Source organism: Pseudomonas sp. TNT3 (assembly GCF_010095445.2).
Taxonomy (GTDB): domain Bacteria; phylum Pseudomonadota; class Gammaproteobacteria; order Pseudomonadales; family Pseudomonadaceae; genus Aquipseudomonas.
This window is the reverse complement of sequence record NZ_WFGV02000002.1, coordinates 275,478-299,779: the sequence shown is the minus strand read 5'-3', so window position 1 is coordinate 299,779 and position 24,302 is coordinate 275,478. Positions and strand designations below refer to the sequence as shown.

The window sequence follows — 24,302 nt, the reverse complement described above, 5'->3', positions numbered from 1 at the left end:
CTGCGTCGGGCTGCGCAGCGGCTCCCGAGGGCGGTCCTGCGGACACGCAACGCAGCCTCGTGCCTCGGCAGCGGCTACAAAGGACTTGCGACGTTTCGAGCAGGCGGCGCAACTTTCTGCCCTTGCTCCACCGCCCAACTCACCACCTGTGTCGTCAACTGGTCACTGGCCTGGCCAAAACCGGCAACAACCGACGGCACCTGCACATCACTCAACGGCTGGCGCACTTCGAAGCGTCGGCTGGCGAGAATCCGCTGGTCATAGCCCCGCACCAGCAACGCATCCAGCCGAACGACCACGCTCGCGACCGTGCCTTGATATTCGGTCTGGAACGCCTGCAAGTTGCCGCCCAGCTCCAGGTCCGCCTGGAAATTGCTGTCGTCGGTGCTCAACAACTGAATTCGACCGTCTCGCTGAAAACCGTCCAGCAGACGATTGCGCAGCAGCACCGGCGCCGGATCGGCCCAGCGTGAACCTTTGTAGCTGCTGAGCAGATCACCCTGGGGGATCACCGCGATGTTCGGGCTGTTCAACGCCTGGCTCGCCTGCGGTTTGGCCAGGCGCAGCGACCAGCGTTGCGGCGTAACGTCGCTGGCCGAGGCGCCGCTCTGGGCCGACGGCAATCGATAGACATCGAACGGTTCGGGCTTGGGCAGGATCGAACAGGCATTGAGCAGCACGAAGCTGGCGAGGAGGGCGACGTGGCTCAGCTTCATGGCGTGAACTCCTTGTTCTTGTCGTTGCCCAGCAGATAACCGCTGGGGTTGGCCTCAAGGCGCTGGGAAATCGCGCGCAACGACGTCAGCGTGTCACGCAGTTCACGCACAGCCGGCGCCAGCCCGTTGAGGCCTTGCATGCCGTTGTTCAGGGAATCCTGATTGCTGGAGATCAGCTTGTTGATGGTCGCGCTGCTCTGTTCCAGCGACTTCATTGCCTGCTCGGCACTGCCGAACATCTGCTTGCCCTGATCATTGAGCAGACCATTGGCGTTACGCATCAGCGCCGAGGTCTGTTCCAGCATGGCACCCGCTTGCTTACCAACCGATGCCAGTTGCTGCATGGCCTGACGGATATCGCCACGTTGATCGGCAATGGTGCCGGTGGTTTGCTCCAGATGCTCCAGGGTCTTGCTGATGCGTTCAACGTTCTCCGTGGAGAACATCAGATTGGCGTTATGCATCAGCGTATTCACACCGGCCATCAGGTCGTTGCTGTCGTTGAGCAGGCGGGCGATGGGTGAGGGCGATGCCACAATCGTCGGCAGGTCACCGCCTTTGCCCTTGAGCGCCGGGCTCTGCGGCGTGCCACCGCTGAGCTGGATGATCGAGGTGCCCGTGATACCGGTCAGCGCCAGTATGGCCCGGGTGTCTTCCTTGATCGGCGTTTCGCCACCCAAGCGGATGCGCGCCAGCACCCGACGCGGGTCTTTCGGGTCCAGGCGCAACGTCACGACATCGCCGACCTTGATCCCGCTGTACTGCACGGCGCTGCCTTTGGACAGGCCGCTGACCGCCTCGTTGAAGACGATTTCGTAATCCTTGAACTCCGTGTCGACACTGGACTTGGCCAGCCACAGGCCGAATAGCAGGGCGCCTGCCACCACAATTACCGTGAACAGGCCGATCAACACATGATGGGCTCGGGTTTCCATGTCAGACCTCGTTGAGCTGTTGAGCGGCAGTCAGCGCCGCGCGGCCACGAGGGCCATGGAAGTATTCGTGAATCCACGCGTCGTCGGTTTCCGAAACCTTGTCGATGGCATCGGCCACCAGTACCTTTTTCTGCGCCAGCACCGCCACACGGTCAGTGATGGTGTAGAGCGTGTCCAGGTCGTGGGTGACCAGAAATACGCTCAGGCCCAACGCGTCGCGCAGGGTCAGGATCAATTGATCGAAGGCCGCAGCGCCAATCGGGTCGAGGCCGGCCGTAGGTTCGTCGAGAAACAGAATGTCCGGGTCCAGCGCCAGCGCCCGGGCCAGCGCAGCGCGCTTGATCATGCCGCCGGAGAGCGAGGCGGGGTACTTGTCCGCCGCAGACAATGGCAAGCCCGCCAATGCCAGTTTCACTGCAGCCAGGTGCTCGGCATCTTCGCGACTCAAGCCAGCGTGTTCGATGAGGGGCAGGGCGACGTTTTCGGTCACGGTCAGCGAAGAAAACAGGGCACCTTTCTGAAACAGCACACCGAAACGCCGCTCGACCATCGAGCGCTCTTGCTCAGATAACGTCGGGAGGTTTTTACCAAACACCTTGACTACGCCCTCAGTGGGCTGGCGCAGGCCGACAATACTGCGCAGCAGCACCGATTTGCCGCTCCCGGAACCGCCCACCACGGCGAGGATTTCACCCTTGTACAAGTCCAGGTCCAGATGTTCGTGCACGCTCTGATTGCCAAAGCGATTGCACAGGTCACGGACTTCGATCACGGCCTCGGAGGGCGCTCGGGGTAGACGACTCACCAGCCCATCTCCATGAAAAACAGCGCGGCGACTGCGTCGAGAACGATCACCACAAAAATCGACTGGACCACGCTGGACGTGGTGTGCGCGCCAACAGACTCAGCGCTGCCACTGACCTTGAAGCCCTCAAGGCAGCCAATGGCCGCAATCAGGAAGGCGAAGATAGGCGCTTTGACCATCCCCACCAGAAAGTGCTGAACACCGATGTCCGATTGCAGCAGCGACAGGAACATCGCAGGCGAGATATCCAGCGACAAGGCACACACCACGCCGCCGCCGATAATCCCCGAAAGCATCGCCAGAAAGGTCAGCATCGGCAGCGCGACCAGCAGGGCGAGGACACGTGGCACTACCAGCAACTCCATCGGGTCCAGGCCCAACGTGCGGATGGCGTCGATTTCTTCGTTGGCCTTCATCGAACCGATCTGAGCGGTGAACGCACTGGCGGTGCGGCCGGCCATCAGGATCGCGGTCAGCAGGACGCCAAACTCGCGCAGGAAAGAAAACGCCACCAGGTCCACGGTGAAGACCGTCGCGCCAAAGCTCGCCAGCACCGTTGCCCCGAGAAACGCCACAACGGCGCCCACCAGAAAGGTCAGCAGGGCAACGATGGGGGCAGCGTCGAGGCCGGTCTGTTCGATGTGCGCAATCATTGGCGTGATGCGCCAGCGTTTGGGCCGAAACAGGCTGCGGGCGACGGTTTCGAGGATCAGGCCGACAAAACCCAACAGCTGCAAGGTGTCCTGCCAGACCGTGTCGACTGCGCGACCAATGCGGGTCAGCAATTGAATGCCGACGCTGATTTCCGGTTCCTTGATCGGTACGCAGAAGTCCGTCATCGAGCAGTACACGGTTTGCAGCAACGCGCGATCGGCGCCGGACAATGTGCAATCCGGATGTTCGGCGGAGCGGCCGAGACGCTCGGACCCCAGCAACTCCACCAGCAGCGAAGCGCCAGCGGTATCGAGCGCGCCAAGACCATTAAGGTCGATGTGGGCGCTATCGTCGTATTGGCCGCGAATCTTTTCGCTCAGGTCCTTGAGGTCGGCGTAATGGGCAAGCGTCCAGTCACCCGTAACCCGCAACTGTGCAGGAGAGTGAAAGGTGTCCAGTTGGGCATTGCCGGCCGTTGTGCTGCTGGTCATAAGCTCCATGCTTGTTCGACTGAGAGGCTGGGCTATGTAATATCACGAAGCGTATTACTTTTCTTTGATCGGTGTGCTGTCCGTGATCTTGAAACGCAACACGCCGATGACCTGGCCGTCTTCGGTCAGAACACGCACTTGCCAGTTACCCGCCGGGTTGCCGGGGAAGTTCTGTTTGTGGGTCCAGGCCCGATAGCCTTCCTTGCGTCCACCGTGGATATCCAGCGGGATGCGGTCAACTTCTTTGCCGTTGAACTGCCACACGTGATAAATCCGCTCGTCCAGGCCACGCGGCGCATTGATCGCGGTGTAGGCGTATAGCCCGCCACCACGTATCTGCTCTGCGCTGACCTCATCAAGACTGTCGCCGGGGGTGCGGTCCTGCAGTTGCGTGCTGATGGCGACATCGGTCATCCAAAGCGTTGCCGGCGGCACCCACGAGCGCAGTACCCAGCCCACGCCACCAATGCCCACGGTGATACACAGAATCGCCAGTGCATTGCGCACCGTACGGATCGGAAAGATCGACGCCAGGCTCGGGAAAGACAGCACGACCGCGATACCCAGTGCCAGTTTGAAGCTCTGGGCGGTGGTCAGGTGCAGGATGACGGGGAGGGCGGTGAGCAGTGCCGCGAACAACGTCAGCGTATGCAGCGCCAGAAACGCCCAGCGACGGGGTGCCAGCCATTTGTAGTAGAGCGGGTCGATAATGGAAATCAGTGCCGCAATGCACAGCAACCCGGTGAAGAAAAACTGTCCACTGTTCCAGGTGGTGGTGATGAAGAAAAACGGCAAGACGAAGAACAGGCTTTCCTGGTGAATCATCTGCGTGGCGTAACGCAGCAAAGGCTGGGGAATTTCGCGCTTGAACAGTTTCGCGAACAGCTTGGTGAGGCTGTTTTCCAGCATCAACCAGATCCAGCTGAGCACCATGATGATGGTGATCCAGGTGGCCAGGCCTTGCTGGCGATCAACCAGGATGAAACTGCCGACCCCGGAGATAAACCCACCGAGCGCAATGACCCCAGGGTAGCGCTTCATCAATTCCAGGATGCGCTGGACGTACAGGTTCAGGGTAGGCATTCGGCGGTTCGCACTAGTCGTAGGAAAAATCCTCGACAGGTTACCGCCCGGAGGGGCGGTGTGGCGAGGGGCTGCATTTCACACAAATCCCCTGTAGCAGCTGCCGAAGGCTGCGTTCGGCTGCGCAGCAGTCGTCAACCAGTCACCTCGGTACTCCAGATGAATGACCGACGGGATTTGCGACTGCTATGCAGCCGAACGCAGCCTTCGGCAGCTGCTACAGGGTCCGTCGTGCCTTTCGGTGTAAACGCCACGCCACTAATACGAGCACGATCAACCCCAACAACCCGGCAATCGCCCATACCAGCTCATCATCACTCATCAACGGCGTTTCAATCCGTAGATACCCCGGCTGCAGCATAAGTTCACGCATGGCCTTGTTCGCCTCTTCCAGCGTCACGCCTTGCAGCTCCTTGGCCGGGTTGGCGAAACGACCGTCTTGAAAGTCGCCCAATGCGCTCCAGTAGTAATCCGCCAACGCGCTATTGCCTTGTACCGCCCAGGTCTGTCGCGCGATGGCGGCTTGTTTGAGGCGATTGAAGGTCTCGGCATTGAGCCCGTCCTTGAGCAACCCGGCCTTCAATTCCTCGAGTACCTGCTTGGCTTGCGACAGGTCATCTCGCTCAAGATCGGCGTTCAAGCTCATGAAGCCAACCCCGCCAAACACCTCGCGCTCGGCAGAGGGCCCGTAAGACAAACTGTGAGCCAGACGCATCTGACGATAGAGCGCCCAGTCCAGATAGTCCTTGAGCAAGTCGAAGGTCTCATCGTGCTGATCCTCCAGCACAGGCTCCGGTACCAGCCAGTGAAGTTTTGCGCCATTGCCAACCAGGCCGTTGCTCAACGTACGCTCGTGCGCTGCCGTCGCCTTGATTTCCGGCAGAGGTGGATGATCGGTCGGATCAACCGCTTCCAGTTCGCCGTATGAGCGTTCCAGATACGCCGGCAACAACCGGTCAAGGTCACCAACGACGATCAACGTCATGTTGTTGGGCGCGTACCAGGCTTTGCGCACCTGCTCGAGCTGCTCGCGGGTCAGGTGATCGACTTCCGCACGCTCGGGGCATTTGAGGCCCAGTTCCACGGCGAGCTGATTACTCGCCGTGTGCCCCAGGTCCTGCCGGTCCAGCCAGCGTTGCAGGTGCGAATAATGTCCGCCGTCTTCACGCTCGACCACTTGCTTGGCGGCATTGACGGCGTTGTCGTCGAAATGGGTCTGGGTCAGCAGCGCCAGCAGCAGGTCGAGTACCTTGCGCTGGTTTTTCGCCGGGGCTTCGATCACGAACGTGGTATCGGCATTGCTGGTGTAAGCGTTCCACTCACCGCCCAGGGCCTGCATGCGTTCTTCGAGACCGCCTTCGCCGGTGGCGTCGATGCCGCTGAACAGCAAATGCTCAAGCAAATGCGGCAGCTCCTTGTCGGCGCAATCGAAGTCATCCAGACCGACGCCAACAACCAGCCGGATTGCCACATGCCCACGGTCAATGCCGGGTTTGAGCAGCAATTGCAGACCATTGGGCAGCGTATAGCCCTCAACCTGGAAGCGGTCCAGGGCAAATGAAGGGAATGATCCAAGCAATAGGCAGACGAATAACAGGCAACGCATAACGAGCTTCCATACGGCTGATTGGAGATCCGTGTCGTCCTTCAGACCACAATCGCGGGCAAGCCCGCGCCCACAGGTACCGGGTCGACCAAAGATGTAGGGGCAGCCCCCAATACCTTGTGGGAGTGGGCTTGCCCGCGATGGCAGTCTTGAAGTTGAACCAATGTTACTGACTAGCCACTCTGCCAGACGTTCAAGGCGAATGCGTGATGTCAGCCAAATCGTCCACCACCAACGCGCCCGTGTCGGACGTTTCCAATACAGCGTAGGCACTGCTGCAGAACAATGAGTTCAAGCGTTTCATGTCGGCAATCAATTCCAGATGCAGTGAACTGGTCTCGATACTCTGCACGATCTTACGTTGCAACCGGCTGACATGGGCGTGGGCCAAACGCCGTTCCTGTGCGCGAAAACGACGTTTCTCACGCAGTAACTGACGGGCGCTTTCCTTGTCGGAACTGAGGAACACGGACAGCCCCAGGCGCAAGTTGGCAATCAACTGGCTGTGCAATCCCGCCAACTCTTCCAGGCCGACCTCGGAAAACGACCGACGCTGCGAGGTTTTCTGCTGCTGAACCTTGCGCAACATGCGTTCGATCAAGTCGCTGGCGAGTTTGAGGTTGATTGCCAGCTCAATGATTTCTGCCCAGCGCCGACTATCCTGATCGCTCAAATCTTCCCGGGGCATTTGCGCCAGATACAGTTTTATGGCGCTATAGAGCGCTTCGACATCGTCCGTCAGACGGCGCATTTCCTGGGTCACGGCGGTCTGTTTGCCGTGCAGGACGTCGAGCATGGCTTCGAGCATGTTGTCGATCAAATCGCCAATGCGCAGGGTTTCACGCGCGGCATTGGCCAGCGCCAGGCCGGGCGTGACCAGCGCCGTCGGGTCAAGGTGCCGCGGCTTGGCCATCCCGTTTATTTCCGGCCGCTCTGGCAACAACCAGGCACACAGCCTGGCCATGGGTCCAACGCTGGGCAGCAGGATCAGGCAACGCGCGGTGTTGTAGAGCAGGTGGAAGCCAATGACCATTTCCTGTGGGCTGTAATCGAGGCTGTCGATCCAGTGCACCAGCGGGTCCAGCACTGGAATGATCAGCAACAGCCCGATCAGTTTGTACAACAGACTGCCCAGCGCGACCTGGCGACCCGCGGCGTTTTGCATGCTGGTGCTGAGAAAGGCCAGCACCCCACTGCCGATGTTGGCGCCAATCACCAAGCCGATGGCCACCGGCAAACTGATCACGCCAGCCCCGGCGAGGGTGGCGGTGAGCAGGACCGCGGCGAGGCTGGAGTAGGACACCATCGCGAACAGCGCCCCGACCAGAGCATCCAGCAGGATGTCGCCGGTCAGGGACGCGAAAATCACCTTCACGCCCTGGGCCTGCGTGATGGGCGCGGCGGACTCGACGATCAGTTGCAGCGCCAGAATGATCAGCCCCAACCCGATGCTGACGCGGCCCATCTGTCCAAGCCGTGTTTGCTTGCGCGACAGAAAGAAGATGACCCCGAGGAAAATCAGCAGCGGCGACAGCCAGGACAGATCAAGCGTCAACACCCGCGCCATCAACGCGGTACCGACGTCGGCCCCAAGCATGGTGGCCAGAGCCGGAGTCAGCGCCATCAGGCCTTGCCCGACAAACGAGGTGACCAGCATTGCCGTTGCGTTGCTGCTCTGAACCATGGCGGTCACGACGATCCCTGCAATGAACGCCAGCCATCGCTTGGACATGTTCTGGCCAATGACGTGGCGCAGGTTGGAACCGTAGACCCGCAAAATGCCGGTTCGGACGATGTGCGTGCCCCAGATCAACAAGGCCACGGCAGATAACAAATTGAGCAGGGTGAGCATAAGGGGCCCCCTGTGGTGGTAGCGCCCCAAAGGGGCAAGTTGACGGTGCCGCGCGACTTTCTACGTTCTGTACTTAAGCTGTAGTTGGCTAACGGTCTGTGCGCCAGCATCGCATAGCTAAAGAGGTGTTTGAAACAAAACTGTCATAAAAACAGCTTGATGCAGAAACGAAAAAGGAGCCCGAAGGCCCCTCTTATCATCACCTGTAGCAGCTGCCGGACGCAGGCTTCGCCAGCTGCTACACCTGCGGGTTACTGGCCAGGAATGTCCTTGCGCAGTTTCACCGGGTCTTGCTGCTTCTTCTTTTTCGCAATCGCGGTGCGCATCTTGATGTTGATCGCTTCCACGGCCAGCGAGAACGCCATGGCGAAGTAGACGTAGCCTTTTGGCACATGTACGTCGAACGATTCAGCGATCAGCACGGTACCGACGATCAGCAGGAACGACAGCGCCAGCATCTTGAGCGACGGGTGCTTGTCGATGAACGAGCTGATGGTGCCGGCAGCCAGCATCATCACCAGTACGGCGACGACGATTGCCGCAACCATGACCGGCACATGGGAAACCATGCCGACCGCAGTAATCACCGAGTCCAGAGAGAACACGATGTCGATGATCGCGATCTGGATGATCGTATACAGGAAGTTGCCGCCTTTGCCTGTTGGCTCTTCGTTGGTTTCGTCTTCACCTTCCAGCGCGTGGTACATCTCTTGCGAGCTCTTCCACAGCAGGAACAGACCACCGAAGAACAGAATCAGGTCGCGTCCGGAAATACCCTGGCCGAGGACCTCGAACAGATCGGCGGTAAGTTGCATGACCCAGGTGATCGACAGCAGCAACGCGATTCGCGTGACCATCGCCAGCGCCAGACCGAAGATCCGGGTGCGCTGCTGCATGTGCTTGGGCATGCGGCTGACCAGGATCGAGATCATGATGATGTTATCGATACCCAGGACAATTTCCAGGGCGGTCAGGGTAAAGAAGGCAACCCAGATTTCAGGGTTGGTCAGCCATTCCATGTGTATTCCTTTGAGCGAGTGTTAAACCACGAAGGGCCCCGGCTTCAACAAACAAAGCCTGGACCCGTCTTGGTGAATCTTGAGCTTATAGAGTGCTGAACAGCGGAAAAATCCCCATCAGCACTGCTGCAACCAGTATGCACATGCACACCAGCACTGCCCACTTCAGGGTAAAGCGCTGATGGTCACCGAAGTCGATCCCGGCCAGAGCCACCAACAAGTACGTCGATGGTACCAACGGGCTCAGCAAGTGGACGGGCTGACCGACGATCGAGGCACGTGCCATTTCGACTGCGGTTATACCGTAATGACTCGCGGCTTCCGCAAGTACTGGTAACACGCCGTAATAAAAAGCATCGTTCGACATGAAAAACGTGAACGGCATGCTCACCAGCGCGGTAATCACAGCCAGGTACGGGCCGAGGAAATCCGGGATGACCGCCAACAGGCTTTTCGACATCGCATCGACCATGCCGGTGCCCGTCAGGATACCGGTGAAAATACCAGCGGCGAAGATTAAACCGACCACTGCCAACACGCTACCGGCATGAGCGGCGACGCGGTCTTTCTGCATTTGCAGGCACGGGTAGTTGACGATCATCGCGATACTGAACGCCACCATGAACAGCACCGGCAGCGGCAACAGACCGGCGATCAGGGTGCACATCAAGGCCAGCGTCAAAGCGCCGTTGAACCAGATCAGTTTCGGACGACGGGCATCCGGGAACTGCGAAACGCTGATCTCGCTGTGGTCGATTTCATCGCCAGCCAGGTGCAATTCACCCAGACGAGCGCGTTCGCGTTTACCGTAGAAGTAGGCAATCGCCAGGATTGCCACGACGCCCGCCAGCATCGCCGGAATCATCGGTACGAAAATATCGGACGGGTCGACATGCAGCGCACTGGCTGCACGCGCGGTCGGACCGCCCCAAGGCGTCATGTTCATCACGCCACCGGCGAGGATGATCAGGCCGGCCATGATTCGCGGGCTCATGCCGATGCGGCTGTAGAGCGGCAGCATGGCGGCGACGCAGATCATGTAAGTGGTCGCGCCGTCACCATCGAGGGAAACGACGAGCGCCAGTACGGCGGTGCCGACCGAAACTTTCAGCGGGTCGCCCTTGACCAGTTTGAGGATCTTGCGCACGGCCGGATCGAACAGGCCGGAGTCGATCATCAGGGCGAAGTACAGAATGGCGAACATCAGCATCACGCCGGTCGGCGCAAGCTTGGTGATGCCTTCGAGCATCATCGGACCGATCTTCGGTGCAAAACCACCGAACAGGGCAAAAACAATCGGGATGATGATCAATGCGATCAGCGCGGACAGGCGCTTGGTCATGATCAGGAACATGAACGTGATGACCATGGCAAAGCCAAGGAAAGTCAGCATGGGAATACTCCAGGCGTAGCGCGGCTAAGGGAAATGGGCGAACCGCAAGGGCTCAGCGCAGAACGGGAAGCAGGAGGCGTACGGGCGGAGTGACAGCGAAGCGGCGGGAAGTAGAGGACATCAGAATCACCATTGTTGTTGTTAAATGGACCGTGCGAGCGATAAAACGCTGGCAGTGGCCAACCGGTCTGTTGCCGGGAGTAGGGCGATCCTAATCGTGAAAGCTTTCACCCAGCTTTCGCTGGTAAACGCATTGACCGGATGTGCAACCGGTCGTCGGGCAGAGGAATGTAGTCGGATCGCGTCGCGACCATCGAGAGCGCACAGATTTATGGTCGCTGGAGATCCCTGTAGGAGTGAGCCTGCTCGCGATGGCGTCGCCAACTACTCAGAGGAAGGAATGTCATGAACGAAATTTACACCGGCGGTTGCTACTGCGGCCAATTGCGCTATCAGTTCAGCGGGCCGTTGCACGACATCGCCCACTGCCACTGTTCAATCTGTCGAAAGGTCAGCGGCGGCATCGTCACCACCTGGATCACGACGCCCGCATCAGCCTTCGAATGGCTGAAAGGGACGCCCGCGCAGTACGAATCATCATCCAGCTGTGTGCGATATTTCTGCCGCAACTGCGGGGCGCAACTGGCATTGGTGACACGCCTGAGCCCCGAGAGCATTGACGTTACGATCGCCACGCTCGATCACCCGGACCAGGCGCCGGCAGAGCGGCACATCTGGACCGACAGCCGTTTGCCGTGGCTGCACCTGGACGAACACCTGCCCTCTGAGCCCGAAGAAACGCTCTGATCAGAACACCGACAGGTTCAGCGGCCGGACCTCGCCCATCCAGATCGCGTGCTCCGTGTGATCCAGCAGATCGTCACCGGAGTCCGGGTGCAGGAACACCACCAACCCTTTGCGATTAAGCGCCAGCCACGGCAACACATCGCCGATGTAGTGCGGTTCGAACGCCAATTGGCAGCTCCAGTCAGGGTGCGGCCCGACCGGACGCTCGTGCACGCGCCCCATCTTCACCGGAAACAACTGCGCTGCCTGCTCACACAAGGCCCGCGCCTGATCGATGCTGTTGGCGTCGAAATACACATGGGCGTGATAACCCTTGATCCCTTGCATCTGAATACCTCTAAAACCCAGTCGAACCCTCACCGATCCCCACAGGTCACACGCCATATACGTAGGAATCAAGGAAGCTCAGCCATGAAAAATGCCGAAACCCCCGTTGTGAAAGTGGTGCTCTATGGTGCCATGAGTAGCCTGGGCAGTGCGCTGATGGCTGAAATGCTGCGGCGCCAGCACGAAGTGATCGCCATACTCGACGACCTGACGGCGCTCGCGCCACGACCAGGCTTGCGCACCAAGAGCGGTGACTTGTTTGATGCCGAACGGGTCAAGCAGAGCGTTGCAGGCAGCTCGGCGGTGGTCTGTCTTTTAGACGCACCAGGGCTGCCGTTCAACAGTGAGCACGTGGAAAAAACCATCGTACCGGGACCGGTCGAGCAAGTGCTGGCGGTCGATGCGTTGATCGAGGGCATGCAGGCATCAAACATTCCCCGGCTGTTCCTGGTGGGCGATTTCGAATTGCTGGACGATCCGGAAATAGAAGATCGCCTGCAACGCCACGCTGCTGAAGAAATTCGCGAAGCCCTGCAAAGCAGCTCATTGCAATGGACGATGGTCAACGCGCCTCGCGGCGTGCATGGGTTGACCATTGAACATTTCACCCAGGTCAGCAGCAGTCTGGAGCCCGGTTTGGCCGAGCCACTGGAACGGTTGAACAGGGTCGCGGTGGGGATTGCCGATGAGCTGCATCTGAACCTGCACGTGGGTGAGCATGTGAATTTCGTTGCGGCTTCGACACATTAGAGGATCACACCGCAATCGAAGGCAGCGGTAACCCATTCAGCGACTGCGCGCTATTTGCCTGCTCTGCCATCAACCAATCCACGAACTGACGAATCAACACCCCACGCCGCTTGCGCTGGGGCAGGACAACGTAATAGCCCAGCCGCGAAATAACCGTTTCGGCGATGGGTCGGCACAACAACCCCTGGGCGAGCAAGTTATCCACAAGGTGGCGCCAGCCAATGGCGACGCCCTGACCGCCGATCGCCGCTTGAATGAGCAAGGTGTAGTTGTCGAAACGCAGCTGCCCGGGCGCGGGTGCCGAGCTGATCCCCAGCTCGCGAAAGACGCCGCTCCAGTCAAACCAGTTGCTGCCGTTTTCACCCCGCAAGTGCAGTAACGGAAATTCAAGCAATGAGGGGACGGGCAAGGGCAGAGGTCGGTCCTTCAATAAGAGTGGGCTACACACCGGGAACACTTCTTCGCTGAACAGCCAATGACTCTCACCCTGCTTGAACCGACCTTCCCCGAACAATACGGCGACATCGATATCCGTACGCAGCATGTTCTGACTGCGCTCACTGGTGACGAGACTGACGTCGACGCTGGGATGCGCAGCGTGGAAGCGGTGCAGTCGCGGCATCAACCAATAGGCGGCGAAAGCAAAGTCCGTGGCGACCTGCAGTACCTCGTGTTGATTCTGTGTGCTGATCGCACTCAATCCTGCATCGATATTCTGCAAACCGAGCTGAACTTGCTCAAACAGAATAGCGCCAGCCTCGGTCAATTCGATGCCGCGATAGATACGATCAAACAAGCGAATGGCGAGTTGATCCTCCAGTCGTTTGATCTGCTGGCTAATGGCCGGCTGCGTAGTGCCAATCTCCGCCGCGGCAGCCGTGAAGCTGCGCTGACGCGCGGCGGCTTCAAATGCACGCAACAGGTCGAGGGACAAATCACCAAGGGCGTCATACATAAGCTGGGCTTATCCTAGTCATTGCTTGGCATGGGCTTTACCTCACACTCTATGGATCCCATGCTCGGTCGCAGCACTCTCGCATAAATATTCACTATGGAATGCCGCGATCACATGAAGCGCAAGAATATTCTTTTCATCATGGCCGATCAGATGGCCGCGCCAATGTTGCCGTTCTACGGTCCTTCGCCAATCAAATTACCCAATCTCAGTCGCCTCGCCGCCGAAGGCGTGGTGTTCGACGCCGCCTATTGCAATAGCCCATTGTGCGCGCCGTCGCGCTTTACCCTGGTCAGCGGCCAGTTACCAAGCAAGATCGGCGCCTACGATAACGCGGCAGACTTCCCCGCCGATGTGCCCACTTATGCTCACTATTTGCGTCGCCTCGGTTACCGCACGGCACTGTCAGGAAAAATGCACTTCTGCGGTCCCGACCAACTGCATGGCTACGAAGAGCGACTGACGAGCGACATTTACCCCGCGGATTATGGCTGGTCGGTCAACTGGGACGAGCCGGACGTTCGACCTACCTGGTTTCACAACATGGCATCGGTGCTCCAGGCCGGGCCGTGCGTGCGTACCAATCAGCTGGATTTCGATGAAGAGGTGGTGTTCAAGGCCCAGCAATATCTGTTTGACCACATCCGTGAGGATGGCGATCAGCCTTTCTGCCTGACCGTTTCCATGACGCATCCACACGATCCGTACACCATTCCAAAAGCCTTTTGGGACCTGTACGACGACGCCGACATCCCGCTTCCTGAAACGCCGCCTCAGTCCGACCTGGACCCACACTCACAGCGACTGCTCAAGGTTTACGACCTGTGGGACAAGCCGCTGCCTGTGGATAAGATTCGTGACGCACGTCGCGCTTATTTCGGAGCTTGCAGCTATATCGACAGCAATGTCGGCAAACTCCTGCAAACCCTCGAAGATACGGGCTTGATTGACGACACCATCATTGTGTTTTCCGGCGACCATGGCGACATGCTCGGTGAGCGTGGGCTCTGGTACAAAATGCATTGGTTCGAAATGGCGGCCCGTGTGCCGCTGCTGATCAGTTCGCCTGGGCAGTTCGGTGCGGGCAGGATCAGCGCAGCCGTTTCCACTGCCGATTTGTTGCCAACCTTTGTCGAATTGGCTGGCGGTTCGCTGGAGCCTGGATTGCCGCTGGATGGCCGCTCGCTGGTTTCGCACTTGAAGGGGCAGGGTGGTCATGACGAAGTGTTCGGCGAGTACATGGCCGAGGGCACCATCAGCCCGTTGATGATGATTCGCCGGGGAGCTTACAAATTCATCTACAGCGAAGACGACCCTTGCCTACTCTTCGATGTACACAACGACCCACGAGAACAGGAAGAGCTCAGTCAGTCGCCGCAGCATCAGCCACTGTTCGCCGAATTTCTCGCCGAGGCACGCGCCAAATGGAATATCCCGGCGATTCACCAACAGGTGCTCGCGAGTCAGCGGCGTCGGCGGTTTGTTGCCGATGCGCTGACTATCGGCAAGCTGAAGAGCTGGGATCACCAGCCGCTGGTGGACGCCAGTCAGCAGTACATGCGCAACCACATCGACCTCGATGATCTGGAGCGCAAAGCACGTTATCCACAACCCTGCCAAAACCAATAATGTTAAGGGGAAGTCCATGCAAAGGTTATCCACAGTACTGACGGTCGGGCTATTGGCGCTGGGCAGCGCTTCGGCTTTTGCCGAGCAAAGCTGCGATACGGTGAAAATGGCCGATCCTGGCTGGAGCGACATCGCCGCGACTAACGCCATTACCGGATTTTTGCTGGACGGCATGGGCTACAAGGCCAAAGTCGACACGCTTGCGGTGCCAATCACGTTTGGGGGACTCAAGGACGGCCAGGTCGATGTATTTTTGGGCAACTGGATGCCCGCGCAGCAGGGGTTTTACGACAAGTTCGTCGCCACTGGCGATGTCACTCAATTAGCGAAGAACCTGGACGGAACCGAGTTCACGCTCGCGGTACCGGATTACGTCTGGGATGCGGGTGTGCATAATTTCGCCGACCTGAACAAATTTGCCGACAAGTTCGAGAAAAAAATCTACGGCATCGGCTCTGGCGCGCCGGCCAACATCTCCTTGCAAGACATCATCAAGAAAAACGATTTCGACCTGGGCCAATGGAAACTGGTTGAGTCCAGCGAACAGGCGATGCTGGCGGAAGTGTCGCGTGCCGTGAAGAAACAGAAGTTCGTGACCTTCCTCGGCTGGACCCCGCACCCTATGAACGTGCAGCTGAAGATGCATTACCTCAAGGGTGGCGAGAAATACTTTGGCGATACCGGCGCGGTTTATACATTGACCCGAAAAGGTTATGCACAGGCCTGCCCGAATGTTGGCAAGTTGCTCACCAACCTGAGCTTCACCCAGGAAATGGAGAACAGCATCATGGCTGAGGTGGTGAACAAGAAAGTCAGCAACGCGGACGCCGCTAAAGCCTGGATCAAGGCTAATCCTGCAGTGCTGGATAAATGGCTTGATGGCGTGAAGACGGTCGATGGTAAAGACGCGTTGCCGGCAGTGAAAGCCAAACTCTGAACCGCCGCCGATCGTTGATCGTTCCCACGCTCCGTGTGGGAACGATCAGCGAACCCAGCGGGACGGTGCGACGATTCGACGAGCGCCCTCGCCACAATGATTGCGTTGAGCCTGCTACCCTTGCGCAAAACCTTGACCGAGAGGACCCATGGCCTTCCCCAGTCGCCATTCGCTCTTCCCCTTCTTAAGCTGGTTGCCCAGACAAACCCGCGCCAGCGTCGGGCGCGACCTTGTCGTCGGCCTGAGCGGTGCGATTCTCGCGTTGCCGCAGTCCATTGCCTACGCCCTGATCGCCGGTCTGCCACCGGAGTATGGCTTGTACGCGGCGATCATCCCGGTCCTGATCGCCTGTCTCTGGGGTTCGTCGTGGCATTTGATCTGCGGTCCCACCGCAGCGATTTCCATTGTTCTGTACGCGAGTGTCAGCCCTCTGGCCGTTCCTGCTTCACAGGACTACATCACCCTTATCCTGCTGCTTACGCTGTTGGCCGGCATTTTTCAGTGGCTGCTGGGCTTGCTGCGTTTCGGCGCCCTGGTGAATTTTGTCTCCCACTCCGTGGTACTGGGCTTCACGCTCGGGGCAGCGGTGGTGATTGCGATCGGTCAGTTGCCGAATTTACTGGGGCTGGACCTGCCCAGTCAGGCCACGGCGCTGGACAGTTTCATGACGCTGCTCCAGCACCTCGGCCAATTTGACAGGGCCTCACTGATCCTGGGCCTGGCGACCGTTGTCGTGGGCGTCTTCTTGAAATGGCTGCTGCCACGCTGGCCGACGCTGCTGATCACGCTGGTACTGGCCGGGCTGCTGGTGTGGCTTTGGCCGTCGATGTTCGGTCATGTGAAATTGGTCAGTGCCTTTGTCGGACGGCTGCCTCCGTTCAGTCCGGTGCCACTGGATCTGGACCTGATCCTGCGCTTGCTGCCCAGCGCAGTGGCGGTTGGAATGCTTGGGCTGGTGACGAGTTTGTCGATCGCACGCTCCCTGTCGGCGCGATCGCAGCAACTGCTTGATGCCAATCAAGAGGTCCGCGCCCAGGGTTTATCAAACATCGTCGGCGCTTTTTTTTCCGGATCACTGTCAGCCGGCTCGTTTACTCGCTCGGGCCTGAGCTACGAAGCCGGCGCCTGCTCGCCATTGGCTGGCGTGTTTTCAGCGTTGTGGGTGGCGTTGTTCGCGATTTTCGGTGCGGCGCTGATCGCGCACATTCCCATTCCAGCGATGGCCGGCAGCATTTTGTTGATCGCCTGGGGGCTGGTGGACCATCGCGGCATTCGCGCGCTATTGCGGGTCAGTCGCGCCGAATTTGTCGTGATGGCGCTGACCTGTGTCGCCACGCTGCTGCTGGAATTGCAGACGGCGATCTACGCCGGGGTGCTGGCTTCGCTGTTTTTCTACCTCAAGCGCACCTCACAACCGCGGGTGCAGCATTGGCGTGAGGGCGACGAAGATATTTTGCGCGTGGGCGGTTCGATCTTCTTTGGCGCCAGCCATTACCTGCAGGTGCGCTTGCAACGCATGCACGGTGAGCGCGTGGTGATCGAGGCGCAGCAGATCAATTTCATCGACTACTCAGGCGTCGAAATGCTCCACCAGGAAGCGCGACGCCTGTTGAAACAGAATCGCAGCCTGACCCTGCGGCGGGCTCGGCCTCAGGTGGTGGAAGAATTGAGAAAGCTCGAGGGCGCGGAGAAATGCCCGATCCGGTTTGAAGATTGAAACAACGTTTCTGTAGTCGCAAGGCTTGCCCGCGATGAACGTTAAGGTGGGGTACCAGGTACACCCCGGCGCCTGAATCGCGGGTAAGCCTTGCTCCTACAGGAATTACGCGGCCAATTGCCGGCGCAGTTCAGCCAGCACCGGCGCCGTGTCCGGGCGCACGCCGCGCCACAGGTAGAACGCTTCCGCCGCCTGTTCTGCCAGCATCCCCAACCCGTCCATTGCCACGGCCGCGCCATGCGCCTGGGCCCAGCGACAGAACGAAGTCGGTTCCTTGCCGTACATCATGTCGTAGCACACCGTTTTGCCCGGCGCGATCAAGCTGCTGGCAATCGGTGGGACATCGCCTGACAGGCTCGCGGAGGTCGCGTTGATGATGAGGTCTACCGATTCCTTCAACCAATCAAAACCACTGGCCGACACCGGTCCGAGATCGTCAAACAGCTCCGCTAGCAACTCGGCTTTTTCCACCGTGCGGTTGGCGATGATCACAGAGGCAGGCTGTTCAGCGAGCAACGGCTCCAGCGCGCCACGCACCGCGCCACCGGCGCCCAGCAACAGAATGCGCTTGCCCTTGAGGCTGAACCCGGCATTCACCGTCAGGTCCCGCACCAGCCCGGCGCCGTCGGTGTTGTCACCCAGCAACGTGCCATCGGCCAGTTTGCTCAGGGTGTTCACCGCACCGGCCCGTTGTGCCCGCTCGGTCAGGCTGTCAGCAAGGCGATACGCCTCTTCCTTGAAGGGCACCGTGACATTTGCACCCCGACCTTCACGGAAAAACGCCCGGGCAAAGTCGGAAAAATCGTCGAGCGGCGCCAGCGAGGTGCTGTAGTCCAATTGCTGCGCGGTTTGTTCAGCGAACAGACGATGGATCAATGGCGACTTGCTGTGGCCAATCGGGTTGCCGAATACGACGTAACGGTCCATCGGTAGTGCTCCTTCAGGCCTTGGCCAACCAATCGCGGTCTTGCAGGAAGTACTCGGTCAGGCGTGCTTCTTCGCTACCCGGTTCGGCCTTCCAGTCATAGCTCCAGCGCACTTGCGGAGGCAGGGACATGAGGATCGATTCGGTACGCCCCCCAGATTGCAGGCCAAACAACGTGCCGCGGTCGTAGACCAGGTTGAACTCGACATAACGGCCACGACGGAATTCCTGGAACTCGCGCTGCCTGGCAGTAAATGCATCGTTCTTGCGGCGCTGAACGATCGGCAGGTACGCGTCGATGAACGCGTCACCGATAGCGCGCATGAAGGCGAAGCTGGTGTCGAAATCCCATTCGTTCAAATCATCGAAAAACAGGCCGCCGATACCGCGCGGTTCATGGCGATGCTTGATGTGGAAGTAGCTGTCGCACCACGCCTTGTAGCGCGAATAAACATCCGGGCCGAACGGCGCACACGCCTGCTCGGCAACGCGGTGCCAGTGCACGCAGTCTTCTTCATTGCCGTAGTAAGGAGTCAGGTCGAAGCCACCACCAAACCACCAGACCGGCTCCTCTCCTTCTTTTTCAGCAATGAAAAAGCGCACGTTGGCGTGGGAAGTCGGTACATGCGGGTTGTGCGGGTGGATCACCAGGGACACGCCGAGCGCTTCGAAGCCACGACCGGCCAGTTCTGGTCGATGAGCGCTGGCAGACGGTGGGAGACCGCTACCAAACACGTGGGAAAAGTTAACGCCGCCTTTTTCGATGACCGTCCCGTTTTCAATCACTCGGGTACGGCCGCCACCGCCGGCCGTCCGGGTCCAGGCGTCTTCGACGAAGTGCGTACCGCCGTCTTCGGCTTCCAAAGCAGCGCAAATGCGGTCTTGCAGGTCGAGCAGATAGGCTTTTACGGCCTCGGTGCGGGTCGTCATGTCATCACCTTGAATCGGGCAAAGCTACGCGGCGCACTAATGGCCGGCGGCAAATTGCTGCGTAGGATAACACCGCACCCTGTTCAACCGCAGTTGACGAAGATCAAGGTTGGGAGTTCGATAGGCTGCTTTGCGCTACAACACTCGTAGCCAAGACCTGAGGAGAGTTCTGATGGCAAAACGTATCCAGTTCCGCGCCCACGGCGGACCAGAAGTGCTCGAGTACGTCGACTACCAACCCGCCGAACCCGGCCCGCAGCAAGTGCGCGTGGCCAACAAGGCCATCGGCTTGAACTTCATTGACACCTATTTCCGCAGCGGGCTGTATGCACCGCCGGCCCTGCCATCGGGCCTGGGCGCAGAAGGCGCGGGGGTGGTCGAGGCAGTCGGCAGTGAAGTCACCCGTTTCAAGGTCGGTGATCGAGTGGCCTACGGCAGCGGCCCATTGGGCGCTTACAGCGATCTGCACGTACTGCCGGAAGCCAATCTGGTGCACCTGCCTGATGCGATCAGTTTCGAACAGGCAGCCGGAGTGATGCTTAAAGGACTGACCGTCCAGTACCTGCTGCGCCAAACCTATGACCTCAAGAGTGGCGAGACCATTCTTTTCCACGCTGCCGCGGGTGGTGTGGGTTCATTGGCCTGCCAGTGGGCCAAAGCCTTGGGAGTGAAGTTGATCGGCACCGTCAGCTCCCCGGAAAAAGCCGCCTTGGCGAAGGCGAATGGCGCTTGGGCGACCATTGATTACAGCCACGAAAACGTAGCGCAGCGCGTGCTGGAATTGACCGACGGCAAAAAAGTCCCGGTGGTGTATGACGGTGTTGGCAAGGACACCTGGCTGACATCGCTCGACAGCGCTGCGCCTCGCGGCCTGGTGGTGAGTTTCGGCAATGCGTCGGGCGCGGTAGACGGCGTGAATCTGGGGATTTTGTCGGCGAAGGGTTCGCTGTACGTGACCCGTCCCACGCTCGCCACTTATGCCAACAACGCCGAAAACCTGCAGCGCATGGCGGACGAGCTGTTCGAGATGATCATCAGCGGGAAGTTGAAAGTGGATATCAGCCAGAAATATTCCTTGGCCGATGCGGCGAAGGCGCAGACGGAGTTGTCAGCGCGGCGTACCACGGGTTCGACTGTTCTGTTGCCTTGAAGACGCCATCGCTGGCAAGCCAGCTCCCACGGATTCAGTGTCGTAAACATGCTATGTGGACGACCAAAATCCTGTGGGAGCTGGCTTGCCAGCGATGAACGATGACTCGGTCTCAATCCGGGCGCACAACATGCCCGGTGGCCAGGTCCCGAATGACGCTCGGGTTCTTGCGCCCGCCGAGGTTTCCGCCCAGGACCAGATCAACCTGCCCACGGAAATACTGCTCGACGCGAATCCGCGTACGCGCCGCCGGCCTGCCTTGCGGGTTTGCCGAGGTCGACACCAACGGCCCGACCAGCGAACACAAATCCCTGACCTGCGGGTGATCACTGACGCGCAGCGCCACGGTTTCATGCACGCCGGTAATCCACTGGGGCAACAGGTTCTGATGCGGCACCAGCCAGGTATTAGGGCCCGGCCAAGTGCTGGCCATGCGGTCCATCCACAGCTCTGGGAAGTCTTCGAAAAGAAAGTCGAACTGCCGAATGTTGTCGGCCACCAGAATCAGTCCCTTTTCCATGGACCGGCCCTTGATCATCAGGAGCCGCTGTACCGCTTGTTGGTCCCACGGATCGCATCCCAGACCCCACACCGCTTCGGTTGGATAGGCAATGACCGCTCCTGCGCGAACGGCTTGCGCGGCTTGTTGCACACGCCAACTGTTGACCATGAAAAACTCTCCGGAATAAGGCTCTGCGCAGTTTACCGTTCTTCCCTGTAAAACCTAGCTCACCCGCGCAAACCAGCGCCCGCTTTCACAAACGGCCCTGCCATCCATTTCCAGCTCCGTCAAAGCAGCCAGCACTTTCGGCAAAGCCCAGCCGCTGCTGATGGATAGCGCCTCACTGGTGTGCGGCGCCGCATGGAGCAGGATAAGCAATGGATGACTCACGGGCGGTGTCTCTGAAGATAACGGCAATTGTTGCCAGCCGCGTAACGCTTCAAGAATGTGCTCAATGGTTTCAACCAGCACCGCACCGTCGCGGATCAGTTGGTGACATCCCTTGGCACCGGGATGATGAATCGATCCTGGAATCGCATACACCTCGCGACCTTGCTCCGCCGCCAGTCTCGCGGTGATCAACGAACCGCTGGCAACACTCGCCTCGACCACCAGCACGCCGAGGGATAAACCGCTGATGATTCGGTTGCGCCGGGGGAAGTTGCTGGCGGTGGGTCCGGCGTCCAGCGGGAACTCCGAAACGACCGCGCTGCCCGACGCAATCATGGCATCCGCCAGGCGTTGATTGCGCTGTGGATAAAACTTTTCAAGACCCGTGCCAAGTACCCCGACCGTTCGACCACCGACATCGACCGCCGCTTGGTGCGCCGCGGCATCAATCCCCAACGCCAGGCCACTGGTAATCACAAAACCGGCCCCGGCCAGGCTTCGAGAAAACGCTGCGGCCGTGTCCATCCCCGGACGTGATGCACGACGGCTGCCCACCATCGCCAACTGAGGCTTTTCCAGAATGCCCGGATCACCTGCCACGAACAGCAGAGGAGGCGCATCGCTGATTTCGGCCAGCAACGCCGGGTAGTCAGGCTGGTCCCACATCAGTAAATGCTGGCCCGGACGCTCTAACCAGGCCAATGCATGACTGGCGCCGTCACGAACTTCAACGGCTCGACGAGCCTCTGCACAAGCAAAAGGCAAACCCAGGGACTTCCAGGCACTCGCCGGCGCGCCAAGCGCTTTGGACGCCGAACCGAAGGCTTCGAGCAGTTTCTTGAATCGCACAGGACCGAGTTCAGGCAAACGGTGCAGGCGTAAACGGGCTTCCAGTTCCGCCGGGGATACTGGTGTCACGGCTGGCAGTTTCATGGATCATCCTTGATCGTTATGAGCCCCGTTAAAACGGGAATAAGCTGTGGATAACTCTGTTGGTAACTTGTGGAGCAGGCTAAGGATTTCGCACCTTGTCCATCACCGCCAAAGAGCGCGATGCATTCAGGACCAATCCATAGCTAAGCTTGTCGTAGGTGCGAAATACCATAAGCAAACCGGCACGCTCATCAGGGATTTTCAAGGGTTGTCCCGTGATCCGGTCCCGTACGGTTTCACCGGTTTTCATCACCACCAGGACGTTGCCTTCCGCCAGACCATCGCGCTGACCCTTGTTGAGCGTGACCACATCCATCGCGCCAATCTGCGTGACGCCGCGTGGCACATCGATGATCAAGCCGTTGATTTCACTTTTTGGCGAGCTGGGCATGAACGTCGAGTTGATCGATCGTTCTTCGCCGCTGAACAATCGATCACCGAGGCGTATTTCCTGCGTGGTGCGTTGCACGGCGAGGGTAGCGACATCGCCCTCGGTGGCCACAATCTCGCCGCCGCCGATGTCGTCCGCGTTAATGCCCAGAAATTCCTTGCTGTCCGGATCGGTGTAGACCTTGCCCTGACGGAAGATGCCGTACACCGGCTGGTTCGGATCGAAATGGCCGCGAGCGAAAATCCGGTCGCCGTTGCCACTGAGCACGCGCTCCGCATCGCCAGCGACGATGTAGGGCGCCTTGTCGAAGTCTTCAGCCTTGTCGACGATGCGATTGCTGAGCAGGAAGCTGTTGATCGACTGCAGTGGAATGCTCGGAATGGCCTCCGCCACCGGCGAACTGCGGATGCGCGGCGACAACTTGATGGTGCCCCTGGAGGCCCCGCGATTGAGGGTCAGGCGCGGCTGGCCGTTGACGTAGACCAGCGAAAGCGAATCGCCGGGATAAATAAGATTGGGGTTTTCGATCTGGGGATTGGCCTGCCACAGCTCTGGCCATTTCCACGGTTCACGGAGGAATTTTCCCGATATGTCCCAGAGTGTGTCTCCAGCCACCACTGTGTATTGCTGTGGAAAACCTTCCCTGAGTTGCACTTGCCCATGTGCCAAACCGGCCGAGGCCAGAAGGAGCAGGGCGAGTAGTGATTTCCTCATGCGGTGAATCCCTTTATTATGTGCGTTCGCGTGAAACGCCAGAGCCCTCGTGGCTCGCTCCCGACTCTTGAGAGAAAAGGGAGCTACGCTTCACAACGGTAGCCTGCATCTTCGGACCCGCCAGGCCATCGACCCGACTTTACCTCACACGTGCAGCAAATAAGCTTATGGCCATTTTAGACATCCTCGAATTTCCCGACTCGCGCCTGCGCACTATCGCCAAACCTGTGGCCGTAGTGGACGACGAAGTGCGTCAGTTGGTCGACGACATGTTTGAAACAATGTATGAAGCGCCAGGCATCGGCCTCGCCGCGACCCAGGTCAACGTGCACAAACGTATCGTCGTGATGGACCTCTCCGAAGACCGCACGGAACCCCGGGTGTTCATCAACCCCGAGTTCGAATCCCTGACCGACGAGATGGAGCAGTATCAGGAGGGTTGCCTCTCGGTACCAGGCTTCTACGAAAACGTCGATCGCCCACAGAAGGTCAAGGTCAAGGCCCTGGATCGCGACGGCCAGCCATACGAACTGATTGCCGAAGGCCTGCTCGCCGTGTGCATCCAGCACGAATGCGACCACCTCAATGGCAAATTGTTCGTTGATTACCTGTCCAACCTCAAACGCGACCGAATCAAGAAGAAACTGGAAAAGCTCCATCGCCAGAACGCTTGATGCCCTCCTTTCAAAGG

23 protein-coding genes are annotated in these 24,302 nt (G+C 59.1%); 7 read left to right on the top strand and 16 right to left on the bottom strand.

What is annotated here, in order from left to right:
• Positions 1-74: 74 nt before the first annotated feature.
• The 9 genes from GBC55_RS02900 to GBC55_RS02860 all read right to left on the bottom strand — a co-directional run bounded on the left by GBC55_RS02900 (position 75) and on the right by GBC55_RS02860 (position 10,554).
• Positions 75-716, bottom strand: coding sequence for an ABC-type transport auxiliary lipoprotein family protein (locus tag GBC55_RS02900; protein ID WP_162437570.1), 642 nt, complete (start codon positions 714-716; stop codon positions 75-77).
• The gene (locus tag GBC55_RS02895; RefSeq protein WP_162437571.1) at positions 713-1,651 is read right to left on the bottom strand and encodes an MlaD family protein; all 939 of its coding nucleotides are present in this window, start codon (positions 1,649-1,651) and stop codon (positions 713-715) included. Before GBC55_RS02895 ends, GBC55_RS02900 begins: the two co-directional genes overlap by 4 nt.
• Before the next feature lies 1 nt (position 1,652).
• Complete coding sequence (locus tag GBC55_RS02890) at positions 1,653-2,456, bottom strand: ABC transporter ATP-binding protein (protein WP_162437572.1); 804 nt, start codon at positions 2,454-2,456, stop codon at positions 1,653-1,655.
• Entirely contained in the window at positions 2,453-3,601 is a 1,149-nt protein-coding gene (locus GBC55_RS02885) for an ABC transporter permease (protein WP_162437573.1), read from the bottom strand. The genes GBC55_RS02890 and GBC55_RS02885 overlap by 4 nt, the downstream gene beginning before the upstream one ends.
• A gap of 54 nt (positions 3,602-3,655) precedes the next feature.
• Positions 3,656-4,684 carry a DUF5924 family protein gene (locus GBC55_RS02880; protein ID WP_162437574.1) on the bottom strand — a complete coding sequence of 343 codons (1,029 nt, stop codon included), beginning with the start codon at positions 4,682-4,684 and terminating at the stop codon, positions 3,656-3,658.
• A gap of 217 nt (positions 4,685-4,901) precedes the next feature.
• Positions 4,902-6,290 (bottom strand): insulinase family protein, encoded by a 1,389-nt coding sequence (locus GBC55_RS02875; RefSeq protein WP_162437575.1) that lies wholly within the window; start codon positions 6,288-6,290, stop codon positions 4,902-4,904.
• A 193-nt stretch (positions 6,291-6,483) separates the two neighbouring features.
• The gene (locus GBC55_RS02870; protein WP_162437576.1) at positions 6,484-8,142 is read right to left on the bottom strand and encodes a Na/Pi cotransporter family protein; all 1,659 of its coding nucleotides are present in this window, start codon (positions 8,140-8,142) and stop codon (positions 6,484-6,486) included.
• A 251-nt stretch (positions 8,143-8,393) separates the two neighbouring features.
• A complete protein-coding gene (locus GBC55_RS02865; protein ID WP_162437577.1) occupies positions 8,394-9,161 on the bottom strand; it encodes a TerC family protein in 768 nt (255 codons plus the stop codon).
• Between the two features lie 85 nt (positions 9,162-9,246).
• A complete protein-coding gene (locus tag GBC55_RS02860) occupies positions 9,247-10,554 on the bottom strand; it encodes a CitMHS family transporter (protein ID WP_162437578.1) in 1,308 nt (435 codons plus the stop codon).
• 405 nt (positions 10,555-10,959) lie between these two features.
• Here GBC55_RS02860 and GBC55_RS02855 point away from each other — a divergent pair, with 405 nt between their 5' ends.
• Positions 10,960-11,361 (top strand): GFA family protein, encoded by a 402-nt coding sequence (locus GBC55_RS02855; RefSeq protein ID WP_162437579.1) that lies wholly within the window; start codon positions 10,960-10,962, stop codon positions 11,359-11,361.
• On the opposite strand, the gene GBC55_RS02850 is transcribed toward GBC55_RS02855, so the two are convergent.
• Positions 11,362-11,688, bottom strand: coding sequence for a DOPA 4,5-dioxygenase family protein (locus GBC55_RS02850; RefSeq protein ID WP_162437580.1), 327 nt, complete (start codon positions 11,686-11,688; stop codon positions 11,362-11,364).
• A gap of 84 nt (positions 11,689-11,772) precedes the next feature.
• Here GBC55_RS02850 and GBC55_RS02845 point away from each other — a divergent pair, with 84 nt between their 5' ends.
• Positions 11,773-12,438, top strand: a complete 666-nt coding sequence (locus GBC55_RS02845; protein ID WP_162437581.1) for an NAD(P)H-binding protein — start codon at positions 11,773-11,775, stop codon at positions 12,436-12,438.
• 4 nt (positions 12,439-12,442) lie between these two features.
• Here the strand turns inward: GBC55_RS02845 and GBC55_RS02840 are convergent, their stop codons facing one another.
• A complete protein-coding gene (locus GBC55_RS02840; RefSeq protein ID WP_162437582.1) occupies positions 12,443-13,393 on the bottom strand; it encodes a LysR family transcriptional regulator in 951 nt (316 codons plus the stop codon).
• Between the two features lie 114 nt (positions 13,394-13,507).
• On the opposite strand from GBC55_RS02840, the gene betC reads away from it, so the two are divergent.
• From betC to GBC55_RS02825, 3 genes are all read left to right on the top strand, one after another.
• Positions 13,508-15,022: a choline-sulfatase gene (betC, locus tag GBC55_RS02835; RefSeq protein WP_162437583.1), complete on the top strand. Its 1,515-nt coding sequence runs from the start codon at positions 13,508-13,510 to the stop codon at positions 15,020-15,022.
• 16 nt (positions 15,023-15,038) lie between these two features.
• Entirely contained in the window at positions 15,039-15,959 is a 921-nt protein-coding gene (choX, locus tag GBC55_RS02830) for a choline ABC transporter substrate-binding protein (RefSeq protein WP_162437584.1), read from the top strand.
• A gap of 148 nt (positions 15,960-16,107) precedes the next feature.
• The gene (locus GBC55_RS02825; protein WP_162437585.1) at positions 16,108-17,676 is read left to right on the top strand and encodes a SulP family inorganic anion transporter; all 1,569 of its coding nucleotides are present in this window, start codon (positions 16,108-16,110) and stop codon (positions 17,674-17,676) included.
• Between the two features lie 105 nt (positions 17,677-17,781).
• On the opposite strand, the gene aroE is transcribed toward GBC55_RS02825, so the two are convergent.
• Positions 17,782-18,603 (bottom strand): shikimate dehydrogenase, encoded by an 822-nt coding sequence (gene aroE, locus GBC55_RS02820; protein WP_162437586.1) that lies wholly within the window; start codon positions 18,601-18,603, stop codon positions 17,782-17,784.
• A gap of 13 nt (positions 18,604-18,616) precedes the next feature.
• The gene (gene hemF, locus GBC55_RS02815) at positions 18,617-19,531 is read right to left on the bottom strand and encodes an oxygen-dependent coproporphyrinogen oxidase (RefSeq protein WP_162437587.1); all 915 of its coding nucleotides are present in this window, start codon (positions 19,529-19,531) and stop codon (positions 18,617-18,619) included.
• A gap of 172 nt (positions 19,532-19,703) precedes the next feature.
• On the opposite strand from hemF, the gene GBC55_RS02810 reads away from it, so the two are divergent.
• Positions 19,704-20,681: an NADPH:quinone reductase gene (locus GBC55_RS02810; protein WP_162437588.1), complete on the top strand. Its 978-nt coding sequence runs from the start codon at positions 19,704-19,706 to the stop codon at positions 20,679-20,681.
• A 112-nt stretch (positions 20,682-20,793) separates the two neighbouring features.
• Here the strand turns inward: GBC55_RS02810 and GBC55_RS02805 are convergent, their stop codons facing one another.
• From GBC55_RS02805 to GBC55_RS02795, 3 genes are all read right to left on the bottom strand, one after another.
• Entirely contained in the window at positions 20,794-21,351 is a 558-nt protein-coding gene (locus tag GBC55_RS02805) for an L-threonylcarbamoyladenylate synthase (protein ID WP_162437589.1), read from the bottom strand.
• A gap of 54 nt (positions 21,352-21,405) precedes the next feature.
• Positions 21,406-22,506 (bottom strand): DNA-processing protein DprA, encoded by a 1,101-nt coding sequence (dprA, locus tag GBC55_RS02800; protein WP_162437590.1) that lies wholly within the window; start codon positions 22,504-22,506, stop codon positions 21,406-21,408.
• 79 nt (positions 22,507-22,585) lie between these two features.
• The gene (locus GBC55_RS02795; protein WP_162437591.1) at positions 22,586-23,611 is read right to left on the bottom strand and encodes a LysM domain-containing protein; all 1,026 of its coding nucleotides are present in this window, start codon (positions 23,609-23,611) and stop codon (positions 22,586-22,588) included.
• A 167-nt stretch (positions 23,612-23,778) separates the two neighbouring features.
• Here GBC55_RS02795 and def point away from each other — a divergent pair, with 167 nt between their 5' ends.
• On the top strand, positions 23,779-24,285 hold the full coding sequence (def, locus tag GBC55_RS02790; protein ID WP_162437592.1) for a peptide deformylase: 507 nt from the start codon (positions 23,779-23,781) through the stop codon (positions 24,283-24,285).
• Positions 24,286-24,302: the final 17 nt, after the last annotated feature.